Source organism: Aquisalibacillus elongatus (genome assembly GCF_003843875.1).
Classification (GTDB): domain Bacteria; phylum Bacillota; class Bacilli; order Bacillales; family Alkalibacillaceae; genus Aquisalibacillus; species Aquisalibacillus elongatus.
Map to the genome: position 1 here is coordinate 80,780 of NZ_RKRF01000008.1, position 16,942 is coordinate 97,721.

Here is a 16,942-nt window from a genome sequence, read left to right on the forward strand (position 1 = left end):
ATGTGCAACACCTGATTGTGATTGGGGTTACAGAGATTAATAGAGACATACACAATTATGGGGGATCGATTTTTGTACGGTTAGAAATTAAGACATAACGGGTAAACTAACAAAGGGAGTCTTCTTAAAGGAGGAATGGATTTGGAACGTTTATCTGAAGAACAACTTAATCAGGAGCTTGAGCAGCTATCTAATTGGAAGCGGGTTGACGAGAAATGGCTTCGCAGGCGTTACAAGTTTAAGGACTACTTAAACGGTGTTGAGTTTGTGCGAAAAGTAGCTGAGTATGCTGAGAGCCAAAATCACCACCCGAATATCGCGATTGATTATAAAGTCGTAACCTTGAAAATCTCATCCTGGGAGATGCAAGGCATTACGGATTTAGATATTGAGATGGTAAAGCGTTTTGATGAGTTGTATGAAGAGCAGGAGAAGTAAAAAAGAGGTGCCAACGTTGGCACCTCTTTTATTATGCTAAAACCCACGCAATCAACACCCCAACACCACCAAATGTAAGGGCATATCCGATGTTCCATAAGGTAAGTTGGTATGGGTTTCGTTTAAAGTATTGGTTGAGCATCGTTATTGGAATGTTAAATGTTCCTGTCATGTCGTTTGCGATGACGGAAATGATCATGACAATTGATATACTAACAGGGCTAATGGTATCTAAAAATGGTGTTACGAAAAGTCCTTGAAGGCTCAATGTAACGAGTGGGTGAAAACCGACAAACGCTAAAAACATAGAGCTTAACTGAATAAAAATAAATAACAATAACGGAGTATTTTCAAGCCAAGCGAATGACTCCATCGCTTGAATAAATATGGGTGTATCACTAACAACTTCGTTAAATACGCCAACTGGGAGTAATAACATCATAAAGTTTTGCATGGTAAAGATGTGTTCGCCCCAGACTTTTTGGTTATAACGGATGAAGGTTCTGAACTTCTTCGTAATTAGAGCCCACAACATCGTGTATGGGATGATAATTAGAATAATAGAATCAAAGAATTCTAGGCCTGTGATTAAGTGAATAGAAGCTGCAACGGCAATAAATAAAGCTAAAAAGGCCGCGAGCGATAGGAAGTGTCGAGTGCTTCTATCATTAGTTGAATCTGGATTAGCTTCCTCAAGTTTATATGACTTGAATTTGAAATAACCCAAAGTTGTATCAATCAGTAACATGGTTAGTGAAAAACCTAAAAGAATTGGCATTAATACTAAATAAGAAGATCCTGTGTACGCGACTACAAGGGCAATATAAACTTCAATCGGACTCCACGTATTGGCTGCAGCAAAGGGTCTTAAAATACCTCTTGTTGCAAATTGAAGTGTAATATGGTCACTAAAGTTGGCTGTTTTACTTTTAATTAATTGATAGACTAGCGGGATCGTCGAGATAAAAATAAAAATCGTTAAAACGTAACTCGTTAAATAAGACTTTATGTAAAACTTCCCGAGATTGGGCGTGTTTGTCTGTAATAGTTTAAATAATGACTGATCATACCCACCTACAATCATGTAGTGATTAATGAAAGGTATGATGTACAAAAGCGCAATGAGTAGCCCCATCGATGTAAAATAGATAGGAATTTCTGAGAACGGTATGTCGTATAAGAAAATCATGATGGTTGATATGCCTAAGAAAGCTAGTCCAATCACTTGGTATATACGGTTAGAACCGAAAATTGAAACCAGTAGGGCTGCAACGCCAATCCACCCTTGTATCAACATGATTGTATGATTTTCGAAAAATAAATTGACGACGTATAATGCGACAAAACTTGTATATAGGTAGAATTGTAATGATTTCATAGACTTCACACTTTCTCCGAAGATTCTTCTACTATCTTAACAAATCCATATCGAAACACCTAACTAGACTCATACGTTGTTCTAGGCCTAAAAATATATTGATTGGCAAAACTTACATTCAAAAACAGAACTAAAGGACTGAATTGTATAAAAACCGACATAAAATATAATTTTTTTCGAGAAAGATACAAGTGGGTATTTATTCTTAATATATAACAATTTTCTTCCTGATTTCGACATAGAACTACAATCTTTGTCCGTGATATAGATTACAATTTACCTAATTATGAATTACCATTCAGAAAAATTCGAAGAAAACACCCTCGAAAATAGTCGTTTTGACGGATTTCTAGGAAACTACTAATGGCTTATGATGACGTTAAGAGATTAGTCAGAAAATTCATATGACCTAATCTCGACAAAGGCAAAACTGGTGAAAGCCAGTGACGCAAAGCTATAGGGGCTTCTGTGCACGTGCACAATGCCAGCCAGCTACCGAAGGATCAGGGAAGTAAGATAGCGACTAGTAGACCCCCTTAATTAAACGACCGGTTTTAAGGATATTACTAGTATCTATCTTGCTAGGCAAACCCCGTCATTCGGTAATGGCGGGGTAATTTTTTTCGAACGGAGGTGACAATGTGATCTTACGTAACCTGAGCACAGATGTCGAAATTGCACACAGCATAAAATCAGCTTATACATTTAGTAAACGATTGCGAGGACTTATGTTCACAAAAGAACTTGCTTCAGGTTACGGATTGCATATTTTGCCCTGTCAATCGGTACACACACATTTTATGCGTTACCCCATTGATGTTGTGTATGTCAACCAAGATTTAGTCGTTGTCGATATCGACGAAAATCTTCCTCCAGGTAAGTTCGGGAAACGGAGAAGGAGTGCGCGATCGGTGCTTGAACTCCCCACAGGCACCGTCGCCCACTCCCAATTACAAATCGGTCATCAACTAGAGTTGATAGATAAAAAATAATCTTGAAGGAGATGTATATGATGAAAAAGTTTATGACAAATTTCATTCGTGAAGAAGAAGGACAAGGTATGGCAGAGTACGCGTTAGTGTTAGGTGTTATTGCGGTTGGAGTAGTTGCTATATTGGGAACATTTGGAGGGGAAATTAAAGAGGTTTTTGATAATATCGTTACGACTTTCCAAGAAGATGTTAATTCATAAAGACTTTAAATTAAATTTAGGAGGGAGGCAGAGCATTGGAATACTTAATCAATTCAATTCTGTTTATCGTTCTCATCATTAGTTTTATAACAGATTTAAAGCATCGAAAAATCTATAATAAAGTGCTGTTTCCAGCATTAATCCTTGCTCTCCTCTTACAACCTATTTTTATGGGCTTTGATGGAATTATAAGTTCCATATTAGGGTTACTTCTTGGATTTGGAATCTTATTGATTCCATATCTGATGGGTGGAATGGGCGCTGGTGATGTTAAGTTACTGGCTGTCATCGGAGCGATTAAAGGTCCAGCATTTGTGTTAACCACTGTCGTTTATATGGCAGTAATTGGTGGTGTGATTGGGCTCGCATTTTTAGTGTTCCGTAAAGATTTCTTTAAAGGCCTTTATTATGCTCTTTCTAACATGAGATATGGAATGCAATTAGTGTTTTCGAAAAGTGCTATGAAGCGAACGTTCCCTTACGGTGTCGCAATTGTCGGTGGAGCTTGTTTATCTTTTTTTCTCGATGGAGTGGTGATTTAAATGTTTCGTAATGAAAAAGCTCAATCCATTGTCGAATTTTCATTAGTCATCCCACTATTAATGATCATGTTAGTGGGGGTTTTTGATGTCGGGAGAATGATGTATTCGTACTCGGGCTTACACTTTACGGCGCAGGAAACTGTTCGTTTAGGCGGGTTTGGCTATACGGATGAGGAGATTACCGAGTTTGCGAAGGATCATTTTGAAACCGGCGATGTGGAAGATCTAACGATTTCCATTTCGCCTAATGAAGCTGAACGCGAATCAGGCGAGTATGTAACCGTATCATTATCTTATCCGATTCAGCCATTTACGCCTTTTGCGAAGCAGGTATTTGGTGATGATATTACGATTACAGCTGATTCGACGATTCGAGTTGAGTGACGAAAGGAGCTCGTGGAATGAAGCGTTTTTTTAAAAATGAAAGTGCGAGTGCAACGTTTCTGGTTACCATTTCGTTTACAGGGTTATTGGCATTGACAGGACTTGTTGTGGATGGCGGGTTACTTTACTCCACGCATTCTCACTTACAAAAATCGGCTAATGCAGCGGCCTTATCAGGTGGTCAGGAATTAACTCGCGATGATGAAGTTATAATTGAAAACATAGTTGAAGAAACGTTAGATCACCATGAAGAATTAGATTCTTTAATGGATACGATTGTTGTGCTAGATGAACGTGTGACCGTGAATTTAAAAAAGCCAACAGATACAACGTTTATGAGGCTGTTTGGGATTGACTCTATAGATGTCAATGTAAAGGCTACAGCGAGAATAGGTCAAATGGGTCGAGCCATGGGAGCAGCTCCACTAGGGATTGATGAATCAGTTGAGTTAAATTACGGAGAAGAATATACCTTGAAAGTTGATGAAGATGGTGTGGAAGCTGGTAACTTCGGCGTTTTAGCATTAGATGGTCCGGGGTCAAAAACGTATAAAGAAACGTTAATTAGCGGTTTTGATGAAATGTTGGAAGTTGGTAATGTTATCGATACTCAAACAGGTAACATTGCAGGGCCAACGGAAGAAGCCACTGATATCTTGGTAAACAGTTGTGATGATATGTATGAACGTGATTGTCCAAGAGTATTATTAGTGCCAGTTTATAAGCCGCATGATTACGACCAGAATCAAATGAAACAAGTTGAAATTACTGGTTTTGCATACTTTTATTTAACAGAGCCAATGGATGGAGACACAAAGGAAATTAAAGGACAGTTCTTAGAACGAACTGGATCAGGCCATGAACTAGATGAAGCAGTAGAACGAGGCGCTTTTATAGTTAGATTGACAGATTAGTAGGTGAGGATAGTGCAATCAAAATTACTTTTTTTATTAGCGATCTTAATGGGAATCATTACGACCGCTATATTTTTTTATTCCAATCAAACTGGTGAGGAAGCTCCTAAGGAAGAAGAGATTCCGATGACAGAGGTGGTCGTGTTAGTAGAAGACGTTACCGTAAATCAGCGATTATCAGATGAAGATGTGGAACTGAAAACCGTTCCTGAAGAACAGGTGCATGAGTCGGCTGTGACATCGGTTGAAGCTGTTCAAGGGCGTTTTGTGACAGCAGACATGGTAGCCGGTGAGTCGGTGTTATCGCATCGCTTGAAATCAGGAGTCGAAGAGCAAAATTTAATATCTCGCAAAATTGACGAAGATCATCGAGCAGTGTCCATTAGCACAGATATGGTTCGTTCTGTGACGAACCTCATTTACCCAGAAGATTATGTGGATCTCATTTTTACATATGGAAATGAAGGCGGCGATCAGCCGGAACATAGAAAGTTAAGAGGAACATCAGAGAATTTGCTGGATCAACAAGAATCTGTCATGCTGCTTGAACGAGTGAGAGTGTTATCTGTAGGAAAGAAAATGTCAACGCAAAATGGGGAGGCAGTTGGTGAGTATTCAGAGGTGACATTAGAATTAACACCTGATGAAACGGTTACAGTCGTCAATGCAACACAACAAGGGTCACTTCACTTAGCTCTACACTCCAGAATCGTTGATGATGAAGAACAAGAAGAAGAGTAAGTTTTGTTGGGGGAGGATTCAATGGCTGAGGAAATTAAACAAACCGGTCAAGTCATTACAGTTTGCAGTGGTAAGGGTGGCGTAGGTAAAACGCTATTAGCTGTTAATTTGGCTGTATCCTTAAGTAAGAAAAATGCGGATGTGGCTTTAATTGATGGTGAATTTCAATTTGGTGATGTTGGTTTAGCGATGGACTTACAGCCGTCCTTTACAATGAAAGATATTGTTGAAGAGTAGGACAGGATTGATGAATTTAGTATTAATAATTATCTAACCGAACATAGCAGTGGGGTCAAAGTATTATCAGCTCCTAGCCGGCCTGAGTATGGCGAGCTTGTGTCGACTGATGTCATTAAGAAGTCCGTTCAATTGCTTAAGCAAAACTTCGATTATGTCGTTGTTGATGGTGGTCATGGGATGGATGATTCAACTATAGATTTCTTGGAATTAGCCGATAAAATTTTAGCTGTGACAACGCTTGAAGTAGCGTCCATGAAAAACACAAAGATGCTTGTGGAGACCATTCATCAGCTGCAATTAGAAGAGAGATTAGAGATTGTGTTGAATCGTCATAATATGGAAAGTTTAATTAAACCAGATGAAGCCCCGAGTATGCTTCGAGCAGAAGAAGTTAGATTTGTTCCCAATAATTTTAAGCTGGCATCTCAATCTATGAATTTGGGCGTCCCGGTTGTGACAGATCACTCAAAATCAGATATTGCCAAAGCAATTTTAAGGTTGGCTCAAGATCTTGCAGGGGGCCGATCAAGTAATGGAAATTCTAAAAAGAAAGGTTCGTTATTAGGGAAAATGTTTTCGTTTTCGCTGTTTCGGTAATTAAAGATGGAGGTGCTGACCGTGAGTTTATTAGAACGATTAAAAAGTCAAAATGAACAATTAATTCAAAATGAGAATAAAAAGCCGTCTAATGATGGTGATTCTGAACAAACGGCGGCACCAAAATCAGAACAAGTAACGGAAGTTAAACAGGAAGAAACACCGACACAACCCCAAACGGTTAAAGTCAAAGCGAATCCAGTGTTAGATGAAAAACATTTAAATTTTAAAAACACGTTACATAAAGAGATTTTAAAGGAAGTTAAGGGTGATCAACCTAAGGAACAGGTTGTACCGATTGTTGAAGAACTTGCGATTGAGCTAATCAAGGAAAATGAAGAGTATCGAACAATCGATCGTAAGCGGGTTGTCGATGAGTTAGTGAATGATTTAACGGGGTACGGTCCAATTAATCCATTATTGGAAGATGAAGATGTATCAGAGGTCATGGTCAACGGACCTGATCAAGTTTACTGTGAGCGAGATGGTCGATTAGAGTTAACGGATTTATCGTTTCGGGATGATGAACATGTGTTACATGTTATTGAAAAGATCGTGGCGCCATTAGGACGTCGTATCGATGAGAGTAGTCCGATGGTGGATGCGAGACTTCCCGATGGTTCTCGTGTAAACGCGATTATTCCGCCCCTTGCGTTAAATGGGCCTACGCTAACGATCCGTAAGTTTGCTGCTGACCCATTTATGATTGATGATTTAGTTAACTTTGGGACGCTAACACAAGAGATGGCAACGTTTATTGATGCTTGTGTTAAAGCGCGATTAAATGTGTTTGTCAGTGGTGGTACGGGGTCAGGTAAGACGACGACGTTAAATGTGTTGTCGAACTTTATCCCAAATGATGAACGGATTGTAACCATTGAGGATGCGGCAGAACTTCAATTAGGACAAGATCATGTTGTGTCACTTGAGTCACGCCCACCCAACCTTGAAGGGAAAGGCGCGATTACGATTCGAGACTTAGTTCGAAACTCTCTACGTATGCGACCAGACCGAATTGTAATTGGTGAGGTCCGTGGTGCAGAAGCGCTTGATATGTTACAGGCGATGAACACAGGTCACGATGGATCGCTTGCAACAGGACACTCGAATAGTCCGCGAGATATGTTATCAAGATTGGAGACGATGGTGTTACTTGCGGGTGTCGAGCTTCCAATTAAGGCGATTCGGGATCAAATCTCAGGTGCGATTGATTTAATTATTCAACAGTCACGTTTAAAAGATGGCTCTCGTAAAATCGTTAAAATTACTGAAGTGCAAGGCATGGAAGGTGATGTCATTGTTTTGCAGGACATATTTGAATATGAACAAACAGGTGTCGATGAAAACGGAAAGATACAAGGTCACTTAGTGCCAACTGGAGTGCGCCCTAAATTCTTTGAATATCTACAAAATACCAACGTCCATATTCCAACGAATGTGTTCTTAAAAGAAGAGGAGTGGACGGTATGAATGTAGAACTACTGCTTGCCTTGGGTGTTTTATTAACGTCAACTTTCTTCTTTTTAGCTATTTTCAATAAGTTGTTTTACAAAGACCAACAAATGAAAAAGCGTGTACAACAGTATATTTTTGAAGATGAACCGAATATGCCTGAGCCTGAAAAAGAAAAGAAAGTCAAAATGGCGGTAGAATTTCGATTAACCAAAGATAAAATTCGAAAAAGTCTTCAGAAGCAAGATAAAGGCCAAAAAATAGAGATGGAACTTCACCAAGCTGGCATACCGATCAAACCTGAAGAGTATGTGATGTTCCGTTGGATTTCGGTCGCTTTTTTTGCGGGGCTTTTTCATCTAATTTTTGGTCATTTTTTATTCATTTTCCTTGGAGCTGTTTTTGGCCTAATGTTGCCGAAGTTTGTATTAGCCCATAAGAAAAAGAAACGTATTAATGAGTTTAATGACCATTTAGCTGAAATGATTTCGTCAGTGGTGAGTGCTTTAAAGGCGGGGTTTAGTTTTCCGCAGGCCTTACAAAATGTAAGAAATGAATCGCCTTCACCGGTTAAAGAAGAACTCGAACAAGCGCTAAAAGAAATGCAGTATGGTGCCTCGGTGGAAGAAGCATTAAACCGGATGAAAGAACGAGTTCCAAGTGAAGATTTGGATTTAATGATTCAAGCGATCGTCATTCAGCGTCAGGTTGGTGGTAACTTGGCTGTTGTGCTAGAGAAAATCGTTCACACGATTCGTGAACGTATTAAAATTCAGGGGCAGATTAAAACGTTGACTGCGCAAGGTAAAATGTCTGGCGTTGTGGTTGGCCTATTACCGTTAGCGCTTATGGGAATGCTTTATTTTATGAACCAGGAATATATGATGGTTTTATTTGAGGATCCAATCGGTGTCGCTTTACTAATTGTCGCCTCCATTTCCATGGTCATTGGGTTTATTTTTATTCGAAAAGTTACGTCAATCGAGGTGTAAAGCCATGGTCGTTTTTCTATATTTAATGACAATGATATTACTAATAGGCGGCTTTGCCCTTTATCGTCGTGAAAAAATGGTGAAGCAAAGCGCACGTAAATCTTATGTGTTAGGAATGGAAGAGTCAGTTGAGTCGGAAACGGATGATGAAGAGGAGAAAAGGTCTCTTTATGAACGATTAATCCAGCCTAAATTAAGAGATTTTAAGCGTAAGTTCAGACGGACGATGCCGAATGAAAAGCAGGAGAAGTTAGAACTAAAACTTTTACGTGCGGGTAGTCCGATGGGGCTATCTCCGTTTGAATATCGAATCGTCCAGTTAATTTTGTATGTGTCATTACCGTTAGTGTTTAGTTTGCTTGCCGTACTAGGTAATGCTTCTTTTTCCAGATTACTATTAATGATCTTTTTAGGAGTGGGCATGGCTGCATACGTTCCGTTTGTGTATTTAAAGCTTAAAACGTCTCAGCGATATAACGAAGCCGTTAAAGAACTTCCGGATTTTATTGATTTACTAGCTGTTAGTATGGAAGCAGGTTTAGGTTTTGATTCAGCGTTAGGAAAGGTCGTATCTAAACAAAAAGGCATTTTGTCAATTGAGTTTAGGCGTTGTTTAGAAGAATTGAAACTTGGAAAAACGCGAAAAGAAGCCCTATCAGGTGTGCGCCAGAGGCTTGATGTGGACGACATCAAGTTATTGATCGGAAGTATTATTCAGGCGGAGCAATTAGGTGTTGGGATGGTTCAGACACTGAGAGTACAGTCTGAAGAAATTCGAGAACGACGAAAACAACGAGCTGAGGAGAAAGCAATGAAAGCACCGATTAAGATGCTATTCCCACTTGTCATTTTCATTTTCCCAACGATTTTTATTGTTTTATTAGGTCCTGCAATCATTCAAATTATTGATATGTTCGCTAATCGCTAAACACGTCATTGTGGCGTGTTTTTTTACTGGTCGTATGGTAAAATATCACCAAAAGAGGTGAACGTTATGGGGTTTAAACGAGAAGTAAAAATAGACAAGCCAATGGACTTAGTGTATCGAGTTTTAACAACGTATGAATATGCACCTAAAGTGTTAGACCATATTGAGAAGGTTGACATTCAAGGTGATAGCATTCAAGTTGGCACTAAGATTGTTGAGACAAGAAAAATTGGTCAGCAAACGATTGATAATACGCTAGAAGTGGTTGAGTATGAACCTAATCATCGGTTTGCGACGTATAGTGTCCAAAACGGATTAGACCTTCATTATATTTACGCATTAAGTGAACAAAACGGCACGACAACCATACAATTTGAAGGGAAAATTAAAACGAAAGGAATTCGAAATTTCCTTTCGAAGCCGATTATTTCCTGGTTGATTAAACGTGAGGATGGTCAACATCTAGAAAAATTGAACCAATATATTTTTAACAATTATAAAGACGAGTAGGGCTGTTCAGGTTGGACAGCCTATTCTTATATTTTTGAATTGGTTTGGAGTGATTTGATGCGTGAATTTCGGGAGTTAAACAGTTTAGAAGATATCGATGAATTACTAACCCATCGTTTATCATTTCTATATATATCAAGGGTTGGTTGCAGTGTTTGTCATAGTTTATTGCCTCAAGTTCAAACTTTGATGGAAAACTACCCCGAAATTGAACTGGGGCATATAGAGGTGAATGAAGTGCCTGAAGTTGCTGGTCGATTTAATATTTTTACAGTGCCGGTTCTCATTCTTTTTGTAGAAGGTAAGGAGTATCTGCGTGAGGCAAGAATTGTGCAAATGGATGAATTTAATCATAAGCTTTCAAAGATCTATCAAGGGGTACTAGGGGATTAATTGTTCAAGGAATTGTCTATGTTGTGTTTGAACTTCTATGACATAATGGAAGTTAAATAGGGAAAAGAGGAGATTTGTATGGAAAAGTATAGTACGACATTATTACGGTTTTCGGCATTGTTTGCTGTCGTTGGTGCGTTTATTGGGTCCCATATGGCAGGGTCGATGGACTATCAATTTAAGTCCGTACACGCTCATATTTTAGTTGTCGGTTGGTTATCTTTATTTGCCTGGGCTGTTTTTTATAAAGTGTTTTATAAAAGACAAACCCTATTAGCAACGCTTCATGTTTGGAGTGCGATCATAGGTTCTATAGGACTTACAACAGGCATGTGGGTGTATTTCACGCGACCATTAGGCCTGCCTGAAACCTTTGTTACCGTCTATTTTATTGTCGGTGGAACAATTTTGTTAATTAGTTTTGTGTTATTTTTCTTACTAACACTACGACAGTTTGAGGAAAACTAGGGAGGGCATATTCATTGAATTTATACGATGAACTAACGAAGGAATATGATAAAAAGCACACGCATTCAGGCGTGAATGGCGACCGATTGGCGAAGCGTTTGTCAGTTTTAGCGGAGACTGGTATGACAGACGAAGGCGGCTGCCTTAGAATTTCCTTTTCAAAAGAAGAGCTAGAAGCGAAAAAACTTGTAATGGAGTGGATGGAAGAAGAAGGGTTAACGGTTACGATGGATGGTGCCGGAAATGTTTTCGGTCGCTTAGAAGGACAAGAGGAACTTCCAGCTGTTTTATCGGGCTCACATGTGGATAGTGTTCCACATGGTGGCCATTTTGACGGGCCATTAGGGGTGCTTTCAGCTTTAGAAGTGGTATCGGCTTGGAACGAAAATGGTTACCGTCCGAAGCGACCATTTGAAGTCGTCATTTTCTCTGATGAAGAAGGTGCGCGATTTAATGGTGGTCTAACCGGTAGTCAGGCGTTTGTTGGCCAAATAGATTCGGAAGAAGAACGTAAGCGTGTGGATTTCAACGGTCGTTCGTATGAGGATGTTTTAGCAGAAGTCGGTTTAACACCAGAGGGAGTTGCAAGTGCGAAACGCAATCTGGATTCCGTCCATGCGTTTATAGAGGTTCATATCGAACAGGGTAAACGCTTGGAAAAAGCTAACCTCCCGACAGGTGTGGTAACCGGTATTGCGGGGCCAACGTGGATGAAAGTAACGTATACTGGTGCTGCTGGCCATGCAGGTAACACACCGATGGATGATCGCCAAGATGCACTAGTTGCGGCGAGTGATTTTATTTATCGTGTAAAAGACTTACCAGGTGAAGTGAGCGATTCGGGTGTCGCAACGGTTGGGAAACTAGAAGTCAAGCCTAACGGCGTAAATGTCATCCCTGGAGAAGTTGAACTCACTGTTGATATTCGTGACATTAAAAAAGGGTGGAAAGAAACCATCGTTGATTCCGTAAAACAGCAAGCTGAAGAAGCGGCATCAAAAAACGAGGTTACCGTAGAACTAGATGAAATGATGAGCGTTGATCCGGTTGAAATCCCTGAACAGATGCAACAAAAGGCGTCTGAAGCTACGCAGGAAGTATTAGAAATAGAATCATATTTATTACCGAGTGGCGCTGGACACGATGCGATGATTGTCGGTAGACACGTACCTGTTGCTATGCTCTTTACCCAAAGTAAAGACGGCGTCAGCCACAACCCGAAAGAATGGTCCTCATTAAATGACTGCATTCAGACGGTCCATGTATTAAAACGGTTTGTTGAAAAAGTGTGTGATGAGTAATGGCACTGATGTTTAGTGCCATTTTTTTATGCTGAAAACGGGGGGTATTAAACAGATTATTTTTAATCATTCGGCAATATAATTCGTCCAAAAGTTCTGAATATACTCTTAAACATTAAAATATAAGATTTCCTGTAAACCAATCTTAAAACTAAGTGGGAAAATTGCACCAAGTTTACGATGTGGGGCGATTTTAAGTTTACTCAGAGTCATTCATAATGAGATAATAAAAGAGGTTGTTATTCAAAGAAAAATTTAGGGTAAACTAAACCAAGGTATATAGATGTTTGGGGGAACACCAATTGAAACTTTTGAATCTGCTAGACAACGTTGATTATAAATCCCAGAGCAACCTTGATGATATAACTGTGGTAGGCATTACGGATGATTCTCGTGAAGTTAAAACAGGTTACTTATTTGTTGCTATTGAAGGCTATCAATCCGATGGTCATCATTATATAGAAGAAGCTTTTGACAATGGGGCTTGTGCCGTGATAGGCGAACAAGACCTTGAATTTGAACAGTATATAAAGGTCAGTAACTCTAAACAAGTTTTAGGGCAGTTAGTTAGTCGTTATTATGGACAACCCTCTTTAAATAAAAAAGTGATCGGCGTTACCGGGACGAATGGTAAAACAACAACTAGTTACATGATTAAGTCTGTGTTTGAAGAGAACGGGTATTCTTGTGGCTTGATTGGCACGATTGAGTATTATATAAATGGTGAGTCAAAACCTAGTAAAAATACGACACCGGGTGCTGTGACGTTACAGAAGTTACTGTACGAAAGTCAAGATGATGTCGTGGTTATTGAAATTTCATCCCATGCACTGAAGCAATATCGAGTGGAAGGTGTCCAATTAGATGGTGCGATTTTTACGAATTTAGATTCTGAACACTTAGATTATCACAATAGTATGCAGGAGTACTTTGAGTCTAAGTTACTTATTTTTGAATACCTAAAGCCGAATGGTTTTGCGTTAATCAATACAGACGACCAATGGGGTGCCAAGGCACGCGATACCTTGTTGGATAAAGGTATAAATGTTTTCTCAGTTGGTGTTGAACCTAGTCATGATGTACAGATTCGTCTTGATAAACCGAGTCTTCATGTTAAAGGTGCTACTTCGGATGAACAACTTAGCTTGAAATTACCTGGATTGCATAATCGGTTTAATGCAGCATTTGGTATGTTAATTAGTGAAATTTATAAACTTAATCGTCAACAGTCAATCGCGGCCTTAAACCATGTCGAAAAAGTGAATGGTCGTTTTGAAATTGTCTATTTCCCTGGAAATATAAAAGTTGTTGTCGATTATGCGCATACACCTAAAGGTTTTTTCCATTGTTTAAATACAGTAAAAGAATGCGGTGCTAGGCGTATAATTCATGTATTTGGATTTAGAGGCACACGTGATCCATCTAAACGCATTCCAATGATGAAAAAGTCCTTACAGGTGAGTGATTATTATATTTTAACGCTTGATGATTTAAACGAAACGTCTGAAGATGAAATGGAAAAAGAGCTTGTAGATTACCAAAATCGCTTTGATTCAGCTAGTGGTGAAGTGATTACCGATCGAACATTAGCTATTGAACGAGCGATTCAATTAGCTGAAGAAGGTGATTGGGTAGTCATTACGGGCAAAGGTCATGAACATTATCAACAAGACTTTGCTTTAGGCACCAAAACAGACCTAGAAACGGTCGAAAAAGTTTATAATCATATTCAAGAATATACAAGCTTAAGTTAACGAGGCAGGGACAAAAGATTTATATTGATAGTAACTCCGTACTTTGGTTGAGTGGTTTGAAGCAAAGTACGGAGTTTCTTATACGCTTCGTCAAAATGCTTCGCTTTCCGCGGGCACGGCCTCAACTTCCCAAAGCTCACTGTCGTTTCGCTTTGCGTGATTTTCGGCTCGTGCTGTTCCCGCAGGAGACTACGCATTTTGACTACGCTTATTAAAGCTTCAATCAAATGTTTCACACTCGTTAATTCCCTTTTATCTCACCCTCGTTTTTTTAACTAAGAAAACTCCTGTCATAGCAGGAGTTTTCAAGGGGGTATTTTCAACCATATAGGAGAGTTAGCTATTTAAATCTACGTGCTTACCTTTGACCAAATATAAGATACCTTCTGCAATATTTGTTACATGATCAGCTGCTCGTTCCAAATAACGACTGATAAAAGCAAGTTGAGTAATCTGACTAATCTCATCAGGGTGTTTCGTCATATGATTCAACATGTTTTCAATTGAAGCCCCGTATTGTTGGTCAACTTGATCATCAATTCGAGCAATTTCAAAGGCTGTTTCAATATCTTCTTTAAAATAAGCATCAATGACTAAGTCCATCATTTGGTCAACCACCGAAGCGGTAGTTAAAATCTGTTGCTTTTCTTCAGGTAATGAGCTGTTTCCAATTCGTTGTACCGACTTAGCGATATTGACACCCAAATCAGCAATTCGCTCGATATCATTGGTTGCTTTTAATGTGATGACTAACCGTCTTAAGTCTTTGGCAACAGGTTGTTCCTTTGCAATCATCCAAATGGCTTCATCATTAATCTCATCTTCAAAAGCGTTAATCTGTTCGTCTTGATCAATAACGCTTTGCGCTAATTCTGCATCTTGTTGATCTAGAGCTTTAAGGGAGTTGGATATAGCCTTTTTGGCCATCTCACTCATGTCTAATACTTTTTCTTTCAGTCCATACAGTTGGTCTTCAAAATTTTCTCTAACCATAACAAGCTCCTCTCTGATTTAGCCGAATCGGCCCGTAATATAATCCTCGGTGCGTTGGTCAGACGGATTTGAGAAAAGCGTTTCTGTATCGTTAAATTCCACAACCTCACCGTTTAGGAAAAATGCAGTTCTGTCCGAAATACGAGCGGCTTGTTGCATATTGTGCGTGACAATCACAATGCTGTAATCTTCTTTAAGTTTCTGGATCAGTTCCTCGACTTTAAGCGTCGAAATAGGGTCAAGCGCAGATGTCGGTTCATCCATTAAAATAACGTCTGGCTCAATGGCCAGTGTTCTGGCGATACATAAACGTTGTTGCTGACCGCCGGATAATCCATAAGCATTTTCTTTTAATCGATCTTTTACTTCATCCCAAATATATGCATCACGTAAGCTTTTCTCAACAATTTCATCTAACGTCTTTTTGTTTTTGATTCCGTGAATTTTCGGGCCGTAAGCGACGTTTTCATAAACGGATTTTGGGAATGGGTTTGGTTTTTGAAAGACCATTCCGACACGTGTGCGAAGGTTTTCTACATGGAATGATTTATTTAAAATGTTCTGGCTTCTGTAATAAATGTCGCCGGATGTTTTAACACTTGGAACCATCTCAACCATTCTATTTAGCGTTTTTAGGAAAGTGGATTTGCCACATCCTGATGGGCCGATAATGGCTGTGATTTCTTTTTCATTAATGGATAAATCAACTTCCTTCAATGCGTGCGTTTCACCGTACCAAAGGTTAAAATTGTCGACTTGAAATATCGTGTTTTGGTTTGTGGCTGCTTGCTTCTGTACGTTTTGCACAGTTGCTAAACTCATGGTTAACACTCCTTTTCCTTAATAACGCTGTTGAAACTTGTTGCGGATGATGATAGCAACAGAATTTAGAATGAAAAGTAATAACAATAAAACAATGATTGTGGCAGATGCGAGTTTGGCATATTCCTCAACTAATACGGCATCCAATGTCCAATAATAAATCTGCATTGGAAGCGCGGTGAATTTATCGGTAATCCCTTCTGGAAAAGGGATGAGTAATGCTGGAATACCGATTACGGTTAGTGGTGCTGTTTCGCCAATGGCTCTTGAAATAGCTAAAATAGACCCTGTTAACATGCCAGGTAAAGCTGCTGGTAAAATAATGCGCCTGATTGTTTGCCATTTTGTAGCCCCCATCCCGTATGAAGCTTCAGTAAGATGTTGTGGGACGGATCTAATAGATTCTTGAGCAGCCACGATGACGATCGGTAAAATGAGTAAAGCCAACGTTAACCCGCCAGCCAATACAATATTTCCAAGGTCCATCGCACGGACAAAAACGGTTAAGCCTAAAATGCCGTAAACAATTGACGGAACACCAGCCAAGTTTGAAATGTTGGTCTGAATTAACGCCCTGGTTCGTCCTTCTTTAAGGTAAAGTTCCAAGTAAAGGGCCGTGCCAATGCCTATGATGATGGTAACAGGAATGACGACGGCCATAAGCCACAGGGTTCCAAGAATAGCGCCCATGATTCCTGCTCGTTCTGGTGCAGTGGATAAATGCCCTGTTAAGAAATCAACATTTATAGCTCCGATCCCTTGTGTGAAAACGCGAATAATTAACGTTGCTAGGACTACTAAGCCGATGACGGTTGCCAATAAAAATATATATTTAAGGATGTTATTTTTAACGATCCTCGTTTTCATTTTCTTTTGAACGTGTTGGATATCCATATAATTCAT

General features: G+C 39.4%; 21 protein-coding genes and 1 riboswitch. Of the genes, 17 read left to right on the forward strand and 4 right to left on the reverse strand.

What is annotated here, in order from left to right:
* Positions 1–135: 135 nt before the first annotated feature.
* Positions 136–438, forward strand: coding sequence for a 4a-hydroxytetrahydrobiopterin dehydratase (locus tag EDC24_RS05625; protein WP_124220569.1), 303 nt, complete (start codon positions 136–138; stop codon positions 436–438).
* A 31-nt stretch (positions 439–469) separates the two neighbouring features.
* On the opposite strand, the gene EDC24_RS05630 is transcribed toward EDC24_RS05625, so the two are convergent.
* Entirely contained in the window at positions 470–1,816 is a 1,347-nt protein-coding gene (locus tag EDC24_RS05630; RefSeq protein WP_124220571.1) for a hypothetical protein, read from the reverse strand.
* A gap of 413 nt (positions 1,817–2,229) precedes the next feature.
* Positions 2,230–2,316, forward strand: a riboswitch (cyclic di-GMP riboswitch).
* Between the two features lie 141 nt (positions 2,317–2,457).
* On the opposite strand from EDC24_RS05630, the gene EDC24_RS05635 reads away from it, so the two are divergent.
* The 16 genes from EDC24_RS05635 (at position 2,458) to EDC24_RS05710 (ending at position 14,224) form a co-directional block, all read left to right on the forward strand.
* Positions 2,458–2,808: a DUF192 domain-containing protein gene (locus EDC24_RS05635; protein ID WP_124220573.1), complete on the forward strand. Its 351-nt coding sequence runs from the start codon at positions 2,458–2,460 to the stop codon at positions 2,806–2,808.
* Between the two features lie 20 nt (positions 2,809–2,828).
* The gene (locus tag EDC24_RS05640) at positions 2,829–3,008 is read left to right on the forward strand and encodes a Flp family type IVb pilin (protein WP_245997988.1); all 180 of its coding nucleotides are present in this window, start codon (positions 2,829–2,831) and stop codon (positions 3,006–3,008) included.
* A gap of 35 nt (positions 3,009–3,043) precedes the next feature.
* The gene (locus tag EDC24_RS05645) at positions 3,044–3,550 is read left to right on the forward strand and encodes an A24 family peptidase (protein WP_124220586.1); all 507 of its coding nucleotides are present in this window, start codon (positions 3,044–3,046) and stop codon (positions 3,548–3,550) included.
* The gene (locus EDC24_RS05650; RefSeq protein ID WP_124220588.1) at positions 3,551–3,934 is read left to right on the forward strand and encodes a TadE family protein; all 384 of its coding nucleotides are present in this window, start codon (positions 3,551–3,553) and stop codon (positions 3,932–3,934) included.
* 17 nt (positions 3,935–3,951) lie between these two features.
* A complete protein-coding gene (locus EDC24_RS05655) occupies positions 3,952–4,848 on the forward strand; it encodes a Tad domain-containing protein (RefSeq protein ID WP_124220590.1) in 897 nt (298 codons plus the stop codon).
* A gap of 12 nt (positions 4,849–4,860) precedes the next feature.
* Positions 4,861–5,589 (forward strand): Flp pilus assembly protein CpaB, encoded by a 729-nt coding sequence (gene cpaB, locus EDC24_RS05660; protein WP_124220592.1) that lies wholly within the window; start codon positions 4,861–4,863, stop codon positions 5,587–5,589.
* A 21-nt stretch (positions 5,590–5,610) separates the two neighbouring features.
* Positions 5,611–5,826, forward strand: a complete 216-nt coding sequence (locus EDC24_RS05665; RefSeq protein WP_124220594.1) for a P-loop NTPase — start codon at positions 5,611–5,613, stop codon at positions 5,824–5,826.
* A gap of 99 nt (positions 5,827–5,925) precedes the next feature.
* On the forward strand, positions 5,926–6,426 hold the full coding sequence (locus tag EDC24_RS05670) for a CpaE/TadZ family protein (protein WP_124220596.1): 501 nt from the start codon (positions 5,926–5,928) through the stop codon (positions 6,424–6,426).
* Positions 6,427–6,447: 21 nt separating this feature from the next.
* Complete coding sequence (locus EDC24_RS05675) at positions 6,448–7,896, forward strand: TadA family conjugal transfer-associated ATPase (protein WP_245997989.1); 1,449 nt, start codon at positions 6,448–6,450, stop codon at positions 7,894–7,896.
* A complete protein-coding gene (locus EDC24_RS05680) occupies positions 7,893–8,870 on the forward strand; it encodes a type II secretion system F family protein (RefSeq protein ID WP_245997990.1) in 978 nt (325 codons plus the stop codon). Before EDC24_RS05675 ends, EDC24_RS05680 begins: the two co-directional genes overlap by 4 nt.
* A 31-nt stretch (positions 8,871–8,901) precedes the next feature.
* A complete protein-coding gene (locus tag EDC24_RS05685; protein WP_170158471.1) occupies positions 8,902–9,798 on the forward strand; it encodes a type II secretion system F family protein in 897 nt (298 codons plus the stop codon).
* 66 nt (positions 9,799–9,864) lie between these two features.
* The gene (locus EDC24_RS05690; protein WP_124220601.1) at positions 9,865–10,308 is read left to right on the forward strand and encodes an SRPBCC family protein; all 444 of its coding nucleotides are present in this window, start codon (positions 9,865–9,867) and stop codon (positions 10,306–10,308) included.
* Positions 10,309–10,365: 57 nt separating this feature from the next.
* Complete coding sequence (locus EDC24_RS05695) at positions 10,366–10,701, forward strand: thioredoxin family protein (protein ID WP_124220603.1); 336 nt, start codon at positions 10,366–10,368, stop codon at positions 10,699–10,701.
* A gap of 78 nt (positions 10,702–10,779) precedes the next feature.
* Positions 10,780–11,169 carry a hypothetical protein gene (locus EDC24_RS05700; protein WP_124220605.1) on the forward strand — a complete coding sequence of 130 codons (390 nt, stop codon included), beginning with the start codon at positions 10,780–10,782 and terminating at the stop codon, positions 11,167–11,169.
* A 14-nt stretch (positions 11,170–11,183) separates the two neighbouring features.
* On the forward strand, positions 11,184–12,470 hold the full coding sequence (locus tag EDC24_RS05705; RefSeq protein ID WP_124220607.1) for a Zn-dependent hydrolase: 1,287 nt from the start codon (positions 11,184–11,186) through the stop codon (positions 12,468–12,470).
* A 302-nt stretch (positions 12,471–12,772) separates the two neighbouring features.
* Entirely contained in the window at positions 12,773–14,224 is a 1,452-nt protein-coding gene (locus EDC24_RS05710) for a UDP-N-acetylmuramoyl-L-alanyl-D-glutamate--2,6-diaminopimelate ligase (protein WP_170158472.1), read from the forward strand.
* A 336-nt stretch (positions 14,225–14,560) separates the two neighbouring features.
* On the opposite strand, the gene phoU is transcribed toward EDC24_RS05710, so the two are convergent.
* From phoU to pstA, 3 genes are read right to left on the reverse strand one after another with little or no spacing between them, the layout of a single operon-like run.
* Positions 14,561–15,217, reverse strand: coding sequence for a phosphate signaling complex protein PhoU (phoU, locus tag EDC24_RS05715; RefSeq protein WP_124220611.1), 657 nt, complete (start codon positions 15,215–15,217; stop codon positions 14,561–14,563).
* 18 nt (positions 15,218–15,235) lie between these two features.
* Entirely contained in the window at positions 15,236–16,039 is an 804-nt protein-coding gene (gene pstB / locus EDC24_RS05720; protein WP_124220612.1) for a phosphate ABC transporter ATP-binding protein PstB, read from the reverse strand.
* A gap of 18 nt (positions 16,040–16,057) precedes the next feature.
* On the reverse strand, positions 16,058–16,942 hold the full coding sequence (pstA, locus tag EDC24_RS05725) for a phosphate ABC transporter permease PstA (RefSeq protein WP_124220614.1): 885 nt from the start codon (positions 16,940–16,942) through the stop codon (positions 16,058–16,060).